The following is an 11,405-nucleotide window of genomic DNA, read 5'->3' as shown; positions in this document are numbered from 1 at the left end:
GGTCTCCCGCGCACCGTTGCCCGAGGAGGGGGTCTCCGGATGAGCAGAACGTCGCAACGATCCACGTTCCGGCTGATCGCCGCGGCCGTGATCCCCGCGTACCGCTCGCTCGCGGTGCCGCGCTGGCGAGGCACGGAGAACATCCCCGCGTCCGGCGGCTTCGTGGTGGTCTCCAACCACCTCACGGAGATCGACCCGATCACCGTGGCCTATGCGGTCTACAAGGCGGGCGTGATGCCGCGGTTCCTGGCCAAGGAGTCCCTGTTCCGGGTGCCCGTGCTGGGCCCGGTGCTCACGCGGATCGGGCAGGTTCCCGTCTACCGGGGCACCTCCCGGGCCAAGGACTCCCTGGAGGCCGCCTTCGCGGAGCTGGCCAGCGGGGGAGCGATCATCGTTTACCCCGAGGGCACCATCACGCGCGATCCGCAGATGTGGCCCATGCGCGGGCGCACGGGTGCCGCGCGCCTCGCGCTGCAGGCGGACGTTCCCGTGGTGCCCATGGTGCACTGGGGGGACCAGGAGATCGTCTACCGGGACCCCCAGGGCCACCGCACCGCCAAGCCCTTCCCGCCCAAGCGCGTGGACGGGATCGTGGGTGAGCCCCTGCGTGCCTCCGACCTGGTGCCCGGTGGGCTGAAGCACCCGGGGGAGCCGAGCAGCGAGGAGCTCGCGACCGCCACGGCCACGATCATGGTCACGGTGGCCCGCCTGCTGGGTGAGCTGCGCGGTGAGCCCGCGCCGCAGGAACTGCTCGATCCGCGCGCGCCCCGCCGGGCGGCGTCGTCGGACCCGGGCGACGCCGCGGTGCCCGAGGACGACCTCGGTTCCGCCGGCGGGAGCGTGGCCCCGTGAGCGCGCGTCCGCAGGGACCCGCCAGGATCACGGTGCTCGGCGCCGGATCGTGGGGCACCACCTTCGCCAAGGTCCTCGCCGACGCCGCCGTGGACGCCGGTGCCGAGCGGACCGTGTGCCTGTGGGGCCGTGACCCCGAGGCCGTCGAGCGCATGGCGCGCGAACGGCGCAACGAGCGCTACGTCCCCGGGATCGACCTGCCCGCAGCACTCACGGTCTCGAGCGACCTCTCCGAGGCCCTGGACGGCGCGGACCTCGTGGTGGCCGCGATCCCCGCGCAGGCGCTGCGTGCCCAGCTGGAGATCGCCGCCCCGGCGGTGGCGCCGGACGCGGTGGTGCTGTCCCTGGCCAAGGGCCTGGAGTCCAGCACCGGGCTGCGGATGACCCAGGTGATCGCCGAGGTCCTCGCGGAGGCAACCGGGGTCCCCGAGCAGGACTGGGCCCGGCGCACGTGCGTGCTGTCCGGACCGAACCTGGCCATGGAGATCGCCCGGGAGGAGCCCACGGCCTCCGTGGTGGCGGCGCCGGAGCACGAGACCGCGGCGTGGGTGGCCCGTTGCTGCGCGGCGCCCTACTTCCGCCCGTACACCAACACGGACGTGGTGGGCACGGAGATCGGCGGGCTCGTGAAGAACGTGATCGCCCTGTGCGTGGGCATCTGCGACGGCCGCGAGTACGGGGACAACTCCAAGGCCTCCGTCATGACGCGCGGCCTCGCGGAGACCACGCGGCTCGCCCTGGCCCTCGGTGGCCGCACCACCACCCTGTCCGGTCTCTCCGGCATGGGCGACCTGGTGGCCACGTGCTCGTCCTCCCTCTCCCGCAACCACACGGCCGGCAGGCTCCTGGGCGCGGGGCTGACCCTCGCGCAGGTGCAGGACGCCATGACCCAGACCGCCGAGGGGATCAAGTCCGCCCCCGCCGTGCTGGAGCTGGCACGGCGCCACGGCGTGGACATGCCCATCACGGAGGCCGTGGTGAGCGTGCTGAGGGGCGAGACACCCGTCCACGAACTGGCCCCCCGACTGCTGGGCCGAGACCTGAAATCCGAAGGGAACACCGCATGAGCACCACCCACGAGACCCCGGAGGCCACGGCGGAGGGTGAGAAGCCCTGCATCGCCGTGGTCTTCGGCGGCCGCTCGTCCGAGCACTCCATCTCGCTCATCACCGCCCGGTCCGTGCTGCGCGCGATCGACAGGGACCGCTGGGACGTGGTGAGCGTGGGGATCTCCCCGGACGGCGCGTGGTTCCTGTGCTCCCAGGAGGAGCTCGAGGCGCTGCTGGACGAGCAGCCCATGGCGCAGCTGCCCGTGGGCCCCCACCGCGTGAGCCTCCCGCTGCAGGCCGGGGACAGCCGGCTGCTGATCCACGACACCTCCGAGCACGGGGCTCCGCTGTCCCGCGGGCGGCACATCGACGCGGTGTTCCCGCTGCTGCACGGGCCGTTCGGCGAGGACGGCACGCTGCAGGGCATGCTGGAGCTCGCGGACCTGCCGTACGTGGGGTGCGGCGTGGCGGCGTCGGCCATCGGGATGGACAAGCACTTCATGAAGCTCGCGTTCGAGGCCGCCGGCCTGGAGGTGGGCCCGTACACCGTGGTCCACGACCGCACGTGGCGCACCGATCCGCAGGGCGTGCGCGATCGTGTGGCAGAGCTCGGCTTCCCGGTGTTCGTGAAGCCGGCGCGCGCCGGCTCGTCGTTCGGGATCACGCGCGTGGACGAGCCCTCCCAGCTGGACGCCGCGATCGCCACGGCGCGCGAGCACGACCTCAAGCTCGTGGTCGAGGCCGGCATCGACGGCCGGGAGATCGAGTGCGCCGTGCTGGGCGGGCACGGCACGGACGAGGCGCGAGCCTCCCTGCCCGGCGAGATCGAGGTGCACGGCCACGCCCTGTACGACTTCGAGGCCAAGTACGTGGAGTCCGACGGCGCCACGCTCTCGTGCCCGGCGCGGCTGCCGGAGGACGTGATCGAGACGCTGCGCCGTGACGCCGTGCGCGCGTTCCACGCCGTGGACGGCGAGGGGCTCTCGCGCTGCGACTTCTTCGTGACCGAGGACCAGCGCGTGGTCATCAACGAGATCAACACCATGCCGGGGTTCACGCCCATCTCCATGTACCCGCGCATGTGGGCGGCCTCCGGGATCGACTACAGCACCCTGATCGACGAGCTCATCACCCTGGCCCTCGAACGGCCCGTGGGACTACGCTGACCGGCAACCGCCCCGTGCCAGGGGCCTGACGGCAGAGAGGCACACCGTGTGGTGCAAGCGCGAGGACATGATCGTCCACGAGAGCGACCCGTACAACGCCGAACCCCCGCGAGCCGGACTGCACGAGACACTCACCCCGGCGGACTCCTTCTACGTGCGCAACCACGGACCCGTTCCGCAGCTCGACGCCGCGACGTGGACCTTGGAGGTCACCGGACTGGTGGCCGAGCCCGCGCGGTTCACCCTGGAGCGGTTGCGCGAGGAGTTCGCGCACCACACGGTCACTGCCACGATGCAGTGCGCGGGCAACCGTCGGGAGGGATTCCTGGAGGTCCGTGACGTCCCGGGCGAGGACCCCTGGGGTCCCGGTGCCACGTCCACGGCCCGGTGGACGGGCGTGCGTCTGGCGGACGTCCTGCGTGCGGTGGGCGTCCAGGACTCCGCGGGACACGTGGAGTTCGAGGCGCCGGACGTCTCCGAGATCGCGGACCCTCCCCAGCACTACGGCGGCTCGGTGCCGCTGTCCAAGGCACTCGCGGACGAGGTGCTGCTCGCGTGGGCCATGGACGACGCCCCGCTGCCCGCGGTGCACGGCGGGCCCGTGCGCGTGGTGGTCCCCGGCTGGATCGGGGCGCGCAGCGTCAAGTGGGTCACGCGCGTCACGGTGCGCGCCGAGCCGTCCGAGAACTACTTCCAGGCCACCGCGTACCGGGTGCTGGAGCCGGAGGCGGACCCGGACGCGGCGGGGCCGGGGGACGGGATCTCCCTGGGCCCGGTGGCCCTGAACTGCGACATCCTCGCCCCGGAGCCCGGCCAGGCGGTCGGCGCCGGGCAGGTGCGGGTCTCGGGCTACGCGCACGCGGGGGAGGACCGCGGCGTCGCCCGCGTGGACGTCTCCGCGGACGGCGGGCACTCGTGGCAGGCCGCGGAGCTCGGTCCCGTGCCGTCACCGTGGGCGTGGCGGCACTGGGAAACCACCGTGGACCTGGCCGGGCCGGGACCCCACACACTCGTGGCGCGGGCCTGGGACACCACCGGCGCGTGCCAGCCCGAGTCCGCGCGGACGCTGTGGAACCCCAAGGGGTACGTGAACAACTCGTGGGCCCGCGTGCGGGTCAACCCAGCGGGGGATCAGGGCTGAGCCGGCCCCTGCTCCACGTCCGCCACGGACTCGCACTTGCGCTCCTGGGGGATGCTCTGCACGGCGGAGCCGGTGTCCACCAGCGCGGTCGAGGACGGCACGCGCTGCCCGTCGAAGAGCACCTCGACGGCGGGTGAACGACCGTAGGTCACGGCCCGCCACTGGTTCTCCTGGCCGGGAACCTGCGAGATGAGCCAGTCCACGCCGCTCACGTCCGTGCACGGCTCCGTGGTGGGACCCGGTTCCTCGACGCCGCAGCGCACGATCATCGCGGACGGGTCCCCGTAGGCGGTGGTGCCCTGGCTGGACGTCTCCCGCTGCTCCATGCCGCTGACCTCGTCCGGCATGGCAAGCATCACGGGTGCGCAGTCGGGGTTCGCGGCGTCCGGAGCGGGGTCCACGGTCACGGTGGAGCCGCAGCCGGTGAGCACGACGGCGCTCGTGAGGGCCGCGGCGCCCACGGCCAGGCGGCGTCGTGGGCCGGTGGACGAGGCCGCCGGGTGCGTCCCTCCCTGAGCGTCCCCGGTGCACCCGGCCCCGGTGCGCCCGGCCCTGGGGGTCTCCGTCCCCGGGGTTGCTGCGACGCAGGTGGTGGTGCGCGCGGTGGACAGGACGGAGCGGCGTCGGAACGGGGAGACCATGGGGCCCAGGATAGTGGACCGGGCCTCGGAGCCGGGTGGGTGCGGGCGCGCTCCAGCGCGTCGGAGCCGCTGGTTAGGGTGCGGGTATGACGCACGAGAGCGCCGACACGGCCACGGTCTCCGAGGTGGGTGAGGCGCGCCTGCTGGAGGCCTTCCTCCCCGCGGCCACCACGGACGGACCCCACGTGGAGGTGGGTCCGGGGGACGACTGCGCCGTGGTGACCGCCCCGGGGGGACGCGTGGTGATGACCACCGACACCCTCACCCTGGACCAGGACTTCCGTACTGTGTGGCCCAGTGGCGAGCGCACCTCGGGAACTGACCTCGGCCACAAGTGCGCGGCCCAGAACCTCGCGGACGTGGCCGCGATGGGCGCCGTGCCCACGGCCGTGGTCGTCTCCCTGACCCTGCCCGGGGACACGCCCGTCGCGTGGGTCACCGAGTTCGCCGCCGGGCTGTCCCGGGCGTTCGAAGTCCTCGGGGCGCGAGAGTGCGCCCTGGTGGGCGGCGACCTCGGAAGGGGAGAGGAGCTGTCGATCACCGCCACCGTGCTGGGGCGCTGCGAGCAGAACCCCGTGCTGCGCAGCGGTGCGCGGACCGGGGGAGTGCTGGTGCACGCGGGCGTGCTGGGGTGCGCGGCAGCCGGGCTCGACGCCCTGCAGAGCCCCGTGCCGGGGAGCTGGGACGCGGTGCCCGCGGACGAGCGGCGGGAGTTGCATACGGCGCAGCTGCGACCGCGACCACCCGTGACAGCCGGGCGGGAACTGGCCCGGGCCGGCGCCACCGCCATGCTGGACGTCTCCGACGGCCTGCTGAAGGACGCCGGGCGGATCGCACGCGCCAGCGGGGTGCGCATCGACCTCGATCCGGGTGCCCTGGAGCCGGACGTCACCCGGCTGCGGCGGGCCGGGGAGGCCGCCGGGGTGGACCCGTGGCAGTGGGTGCTCACAGGCGGGGAGGACCACGGTCTGCTCGCGGTGCTGCCTGTGGATTCCCGGCTGCCTCCCGGGGTCCGTGCGATAGGCTCGTGTGCGCCCGCGGACCCCGCGGGAGGGCGGCACAGGGACGGGCCCACCCCGGATCCGCGCCCCGGAACGGATGCGCCGAGCCCGGCCGTGACCATTGCCGGACAGGCCCCCGCAGAGTGGCTCGGGCGCGACGTCGTTGAAGGATGGGATCACTTTGAGCCATAAGCCAGGCTCCTCCACCACCGAGGTGCGCGACTGGCTCGACACCGCGCACCGGGAGCTGCGCCGGCACGCGGACGTGCTGGACAACCTCAACGTGTTCCCCGTGGCGGACGCGGACACGGGCTCGAACCTCAGCATCACGGTGGGCCACGCGGCGGAGGCCGCCCACCTCATCGAGGGCAGGGACGTGGGGGAGCTGCTCGTGTACGCGGGGCAGGCCGCGCTCGAGGAGGCGCGCGGAAACTCCGGGATGCTCGCCGCACTCACCCTCACCGCCATGGGAGGCGTGGTGGAGGGCAGCACCCGGCTCACGGCGGAGCAGCTCAAGACCGCGCTCATGGCGGCCCACGTGCGCTGCTCGTCCGCGCTCACCGAGCCCGTCCCGGGCACCATGCTGTCCGTGCTCGACGCCGCCGGCGCCGTCCCGGTCCCCGACACCTCCGCGGACGGCTCCAACCAGCAGCTCGTGGAGTGGCTCGACCTCGTGGTCGCGGCCGCCACGTGCGCCGTGATCGACTCCGTGACCCAGATCCCCGTGCTCGCCGAGCGCGGCACCGTGGACTCAGGGGCCCTGGGCATGCTGATCGTGCTCAGCGCGCTGCGCACCGCGCTCGCGGGCCACCCCACGGCCGAGGACCCCGTGGCGGAGGTCATCCGCCAGCACACCCACCCCCTCTCGGACACCACCCTCGAGCGTCAGGACGGGTACGAGGTCATGGGCACCATGGACCTCTCCGCCCTGGACGCCGCCGAGCTGCGCCACGAGCTGGACGACGCCGGCAGCAGCGTGATCGTGAGCGCCGTGGGAGACCACGAGGACGGCTACACGTGGCGCGTGCACGTCCACGTGGCAGACCCGGAGACCGCCCTGGACCTGATGCGGGGCCGCGGAACCGCGCGAAACGTCACCGTCACCACCCTCGCGGCGGAGCCCCGGTGACCACCCGGGACGTGCCCGAGCCGCTGCCCCTGGACATGCCGCCCGGGGACGGTCGTACTGCGCGGACGACCGCTCGGCAACCGCAGGCGGCGCCGCCCCCGGACCCGGGGGCCACCGCAGAGGAGGCCCCCGCCCCGCCCCCGGCGCAGACGCGGTCCCACTCGGCCTTCGTGGGGCTGCTGGACCAGCCGCTCACCCGCTACGTCCCCGGCTCCTCGCCGCGCTCCACCGTGGCCCTGCTCGCCAAGGACCTCGGAATCACCACCGTGGGCCAGCTGCTGGACCACGCACCGCGGCGCTACATCCACCGGGGCAGGATCCAGGCGCTCACGGACCTCGTGGCCGGGGAACGGACGTCGTTCGTGGCCCGCGTTGAGTCCTCCAGCACCCGCCGCATGCGCAGCGATCCCCGGCGCAGTCTCACGGACGTCGTGGTGGCGGATGATTCCGGGGCCCAGCTGAAGATCACGTTCTTCAACGCCTACTCCGCGCAGAAGGACCTCCCGGTGGGATCCCTGGCCCTGTTCACGGGCAAACCCGAGTTCTACCGGGGTGAGCTGTCCATGACGGGGGCGGACTACGCGCCCGTGGAGACCCCCGAGGCCGTGTCCGGGGCCTCGTCGGAGACCGGTGAGCTGATGCCCATCCCGGTGTACCCGGAGGCCGGCAAGCTGACCACGCCGAGGATCGGCAAGGTGGTGCAGCAGCTGCTGCTCACCGCTGACCTGGACTCTCTCGAGGACCCGCTCTCTCCGGAGCTGCGGGACGCGGAGGAGCTGCCGCCCCTGGGCCAGGCCTACCGGGACCTGCACCGCCCCGAGACGGTCGAGGCGTACGAGCGGGCCCGCCGTCGGTTCCGCTTCCAGGAAGCGTTCGTTCTGCAGACCGAGCTCGTCCGCCGGCGGGCGGAGCACGCGTCCCACCCGGCGGATCCGCGCCCGCCGCGCGAGGACGGAATCCTCGCGAGTTTCGACGCGGCCTTGCCGTTCGCGCTGACCCCTGGACAGCGCGAGGTGGGGGAGCAGATCTCGGACGAGCTCGCGGGCACCGCGCCCATGAACCGGCTGCTGCAGGGTGACGTGGGGTCCGGCAAGACCGTGGTGGCCCTTCGTGCCATGCTGCAGGTGGTGGACCACGGTGGCCAGGCCGCGATGCTCGCGCCCACCGAGGTGCTCGCCACCCAGCACTACGAGAAGATCACGGCCGCGCTCGGCCCGCTCGCCGAGCCCGGTCGGCTCGGCGGGGACTCCCTGGCCACGGGCGTCACCCTGCTCACGGGCAGCATGTCCGTGCCCGCGCGACGCAGGGCCCTGCTGGACATTGCGAGCGGGGCCTCCGGGATCGTGGTGGGCACTCACGCCCTCATCCAGGAGAACGTGCAGTTCGCGGACCTCGGGCTGGCCGTGGTGGACGAGCAGCACCGTTTCGGCGTGGAGCAGCGGGACGCCCTGCGGGGCAAGGCCGCGAGCACACCGCACACCCTCGTGATGACCGCCACGCCCATTCCGCGCACCGTGGCCATGACGGTCTTCGGGGACCTGGACGTCTCCACCCTGCGCGAGCTGCCCGGGGGCCGCCGCCCCATCACCACCCACGTGGTGGGTCTCGCGGAGCACGGGCCCTCGTGGGAGCGCCGGGTCTGGTCCCTCGCCGCGGAGCACGTGGCCGCAGGACGGCAGGTCTACGTGGTGGCACCCAAGATCGGCGACGACGCCGCCCTGCCGCCCTTCGCGTCCCTGCGCGCCTCCCTGGAGGCCCAGCAGGAGGAGCCGGAACCCGCCACCGTGGCGTGGCTCCAGGAGCTCGTGGCTGCCCAGCCCGAGCTGCGCTCCGCGCGGATCGCGGTGCTGCACGGGCGCCAGGACACCGGCACGAAGGCCGAGACCATGGCGGCGTTCGACGCCGGCGAGGTGGACGTGCTCGTGTCCACCACCGTGGTGGAGGTGGGGGTGGACGTGCCCAACGCCACGCTCATGGTGGTGGTGGACCCGGAGCGTTTCGGCATCTCCCAGCTCCACCAGCTGAGGGGCCGGATCGGACGTGGCGAGCACGCGAGCACGTGCCTGCTGGTCACCCGTGTGGCACCGGACCACCCCGCGCGGGCCCGGCTGGAGGCGGTGGCCGCCACCACGGACGGCTTCGAGCTCGCGGAGGCGGACCTGAAGCTCCGCAAGGAGGGGGACATCCTCGGGGCCTCCCAGTCCGGCGGGCGTTCCGGGCTGCGCTGGGTGGGCGCCCTGCGGGACGAGGCGCTCGTGGCACGGGCCCGGAACGCCGCGGAGGCCGTCATCCGGGAGGACCCAGGGCTCGGGAACCACCCCGTGCTGCGGGAGAGCATCGAGCGTGTGCTGGACGAGGACCGACAAGCATTTCTGGAGCGAGGATGACACGCATCATTGCCGGCCGCGCCGGGGGACAGTACCTCAAATCCGTGCCGGGCTCGGCCACCCGGCCCACCACGGACCGCGTCAAGGAGTCCCTGTTCGGCAGGCTGGACGCGTGGGGGATGTGCGAGGACGCCCGCGTGCTGGACCTCTTCGCCGGCTCCGGCGCCCTCGGGCTGGAGGCCGCCAGCCGGGGGGCCTCCACGGTCACTCTCGTGGAGAAGGCCGGGGCCGCGGCCAGGGTGTGCCGGGAGAACGCGGCGCTGCTGGCGGCGTCGTGCCCCGGGGTGAAGATCACCACGGTGCACGCCGGCGTCGCCGGCTACCTCGGGCGGGCTCCCTTCCACCGCTGGGACCTCGTGCTCGCGGATCCGCCCTATCCGCTGGAGAACGAGGAGCTCGCGCGCATGCTCTCGCTGCTCGTGGGGAGGCTGGGGCCGGGCGGGGTGATCGCGGTCGAGCGGTCGGCACGCACCGGGGAACCGGCGTGGCCAAAGGGGCTGCGCCGTTTCGAGACCAGCGAGCACGGGGAGACGGTCATCTGGTACCTGGAGGCGGACGAGGAGTCGGCGACGGCCACCGCACAGGACGCGGCCGAGGGCGGCGCCGCGCACGGCTGACGGATCGTCGCCCGCCGCACGGGAGACCGCGCGGCGGGCGGGCTCAGAGAGCCGCGACCAGCCCGGCCATCGCGGCGCGCAGCACGTCCGTGCGCTTGCAGAAGGCGAGCCGTAGCCAGTCCGCGTACAGACCCTGGTTGGCGGGGCCCGCGAACGCCGACACCGGAATGCCCACGACGCCCGCGTTCTCTGCCCAGTGCTGGGCCAGCCCGGCAGCGTCGGCCACACCGGCCAGGGGGTAGTGGTCGCTCACGTCCGCCACCGCGAAGAACGTGCCCTGCGGTTCGGGCGGGGTGAGACCCGCGGCCCGCAGACCGGACACCACCACGTCCCGGCGCTCGCGGTAGTCCTCCCGGAGGCCGTCGAAGAACTGCGGGGGCAGGGAGAGGGCGGCCGCCACGGCGTGCTGCAGCGGGGCCGCCGCGCTGTGGGACAGGTACGTCTTCACGGCCACGACGCCGCGCAGCAGCTCACGCGGTCCGGTCACCCAGCCCACGCGCCACCCCGTGGCGGAGAACGTCTTGCCCGCGGAGGACACGCTCAGCGTGCGCGACGCCGCGCCGGGGAGAGTGCTCAGCGGCCGGTGGGGCCCGTCGAAGCGCAGGTGCTCGTAGACCTCGTCGGTGACCACCACGGCGTCGAACTCCGTGGCCAGCTCCACGACCAGCTCCTGGAACTCCCGGGAGGCCACCGTGCCCGTGGGGTTGTGGGGGTCGTTGAGCACCACGGCGCGGGTGCGCGGGGAGAACGCCGCGCGCACGTCGTCGGGGTCGGGTGTGAACGCGGGCGGCAGCAGCGGCACGGGGACCGCGGTGGCTCCCGCGAACTCCACCACGGCGCCGTAGAGGTCGTAGCGGGGCTCGAACAGCACCACCTCGTCGCCGGGCTGCAGGAGGGACAGCAGCGCCGCTGTGACGCCCTCGGTGGCGCCGGCGCACACGAGCACCTCCGTGTCCGGATCCACGTCCAGACCGTAGTGCGTGGCCTGGTGCGCGGCGATGGCCTCACGGAGCGCGGGGACCCCGATGATGGGGGCGTACTGGTGGTGACCGGCCTGCAGGGCGGCCGCCGCGGCGTCGAGCATCTGCTGCGGCGGATCGAAGTCGGGGAAGCCCTGGCCCAGGTTGATTGATCCGGTGCGCCGGGCCAGGCCTGTCATCTCCTCGAACACCGTGGAGCGCAGGCCCCCGGCGGCGTCCAGGAGCCCTCCGCCGGCGGCCATGCGCTGCCAGGGCGCGCGGACGGCGGACGCGGGGGAGGAGAGGTTCTCAGCGGCGGATGTCATGGGCCCAGTCTAGGAACTCCCACCTCACCGCTCGCGGGTGGGCACCTGCGGGTGGAGCATCGGTGGAGCTGTGCTCCTGGTTCAACCGTGGACGCGGGTGCCCACTTTCGGGTGGTGCGCGGCTCGGCGCGGCCGGG

At 73.5% G+C, this 11,405-nt stretch carries 10 protein-coding genes; 8 read left to right on the top strand and 2 right to left on the bottom strand.

Features of this window, described 5'->3' with window-relative positions:
- Window positions 1-39: 39 nt before the first annotated feature.
- The 4 genes from P8S73_RS02410 to P8S73_RS02395 are packed head-to-tail and all read left to right on the top strand — an operon-like array spanning window position 40 to window position 4,208.
- Window positions 40-852 carry a 1-acyl-sn-glycerol-3-phosphate acyltransferase gene (locus P8S73_RS02410; protein ID WP_070638375.1) on the top strand — a complete coding sequence of 271 codons (813 nt, stop codon included), beginning with the start codon at window positions 40-42 and terminating at the stop codon, window positions 850-852.
- Window positions 849-1,919: an NAD(P)H-dependent glycerol-3-phosphate dehydrogenase gene (locus P8S73_RS02405; RefSeq protein ID WP_019308947.1), complete on the top strand. Its 1,071-nt coding sequence runs from the start codon at window positions 849-851 to the stop codon at window positions 1,917-1,919. Before P8S73_RS02410 ends, P8S73_RS02405 begins: the two co-directional genes overlap by 4 nt.
- Window positions 1,916-3,067: a D-alanine--D-alanine ligase family protein gene (locus tag P8S73_RS02400; RefSeq protein ID WP_396350477.1), complete on the top strand. Its 1,152-nt coding sequence runs from the start codon at window positions 1,916-1,918 to the stop codon at window positions 3,065-3,067. The genes P8S73_RS02405 and P8S73_RS02400 overlap by 4 nt, the downstream gene beginning before the upstream one ends.
- A 46-nt stretch (window positions 3,068-3,113) precedes the next feature.
- Window positions 3,114-4,208 (top strand): sulfite oxidase, encoded by a 1,095-nt coding sequence (locus P8S73_RS02395; RefSeq protein WP_059280911.1) that lies wholly within the window; start codon window positions 3,114-3,116, stop codon window positions 4,206-4,208.
- On the opposite strand, the gene P8S73_RS02390 is transcribed toward P8S73_RS02395, so the two are convergent.
- Window positions 4,199-4,849: a DUF3515 family protein gene (locus P8S73_RS02390; protein WP_396350476.1), complete on the bottom strand. Its 651-nt coding sequence runs from the start codon at window positions 4,847-4,849 to the stop codon at window positions 4,199-4,201. The genes P8S73_RS02395 and P8S73_RS02390 overlap by 10 nt on opposite strands.
- Before the next feature lie 86 nt (window positions 4,850-4,935).
- Here P8S73_RS02390 and thiL point away from each other — a divergent pair, with 86 nt between their 5' ends.
- Genes thiL through P8S73_RS02370 form a run of 4 tightly spaced genes read left to right on the top strand, consistent with a single transcriptional unit; the run spans window position 4,936 to window position 9,983 of the window.
- Window positions 4,936-6,042: a thiamine-phosphate kinase gene (gene thiL / locus P8S73_RS02385; protein ID WP_059280912.1), complete on the top strand. Its 1,107-nt coding sequence runs from the start codon at window positions 4,936-4,938 to the stop codon at window positions 6,040-6,042.
- Complete coding sequence (locus P8S73_RS02380) at window positions 6,032-6,979, top strand: DAK2 domain-containing protein (RefSeq protein ID WP_224764819.1); 948 nt, start codon at window positions 6,032-6,034, stop codon at window positions 6,977-6,979. The genes thiL and P8S73_RS02380 overlap by 11 nt, the downstream gene beginning before the upstream one ends.
- Window positions 6,976-9,366 (top strand): ATP-dependent DNA helicase RecG, encoded by a 2,391-nt coding sequence (locus P8S73_RS02375; RefSeq protein ID WP_224764818.1) that lies wholly within the window; start codon window positions 6,976-6,978, stop codon window positions 9,364-9,366. Before P8S73_RS02380 ends, P8S73_RS02375 begins: the two co-directional genes overlap by 4 nt.
- Entirely contained in the window at window positions 9,363-9,983 is a 621-nt protein-coding gene (locus P8S73_RS02370; protein ID WP_059280913.1) for an RsmD family RNA methyltransferase, read from the top strand. Before P8S73_RS02375 ends, P8S73_RS02370 begins: the two co-directional genes overlap by 4 nt.
- Before the next feature lie 43 nt (window positions 9,984-10,026).
- Here the strand turns inward: P8S73_RS02370 and P8S73_RS02365 are convergent, their stop codons facing one another.
- Window positions 10,027-11,268: an aminotransferase class I/II-fold pyridoxal phosphate-dependent enzyme gene (locus P8S73_RS02365; RefSeq protein WP_059280914.1), complete on the bottom strand. Its 1,242-nt coding sequence runs from the start codon at window positions 11,266-11,268 to the stop codon at window positions 10,027-10,029.
- Window positions 11,269-11,405: the final 137 nt, after the last annotated feature.

It is taken from the genome of Kocuria sp. ChxB, from assembly GCF_044359605.1.
GTDB lineage: Bacteria > Actinomycetota > Actinomycetes > Actinomycetales > Micrococcaceae > Kocuria > Kocuria rhizophila.
Note: the sequence above shows the minus strand (reverse complement) of the source record. Positions and strands in the feature narration are given on the sequence as shown.

Excerpts from the sequence above, each read along its gene's own strand:
- P8S73_RS02410 (WP_070638375.1), top strand. The coding sequence starts at position 40 with ATGAGCAGAACGTCGCAACGATCCACGTTCCGGCTGATCGCCGCGGCC.
- P8S73_RS02400 (WP_396350477.1), top strand. The coding sequence starts at position 1,916 with ATGAGCACCACCCACGAGACCCCGGAGGCCACGGCGGAGGGTGAGAAG.
- P8S73_RS02390 (WP_396350476.1), bottom strand. The coding sequence starts at position 4,849 with ATGGTCTCCCCGTTCCGACGCCGCTCCGTCCTGTCCACCGCGCGCACC.
- thiL (WP_059280912.1), top strand. The coding sequence starts at position 4,936 with ATGACGCACGAGAGCGCCGACACGGCCACGGTCTCCGAGGTGGGTGAG.
- P8S73_RS02370 (WP_059280913.1), top strand. The coding sequence starts at position 9,363 with ATGACACGCATCATTGCCGGCCGCGCCGGGGGACAGTACCTCAAATCC.
- P8S73_RS02365 (WP_059280914.1), bottom strand. The coding sequence starts at position 11,268 with ATGACATCCGCCGCTGAGAACCTCTCCTCCCCCGCGTCCGCCGTCCGC.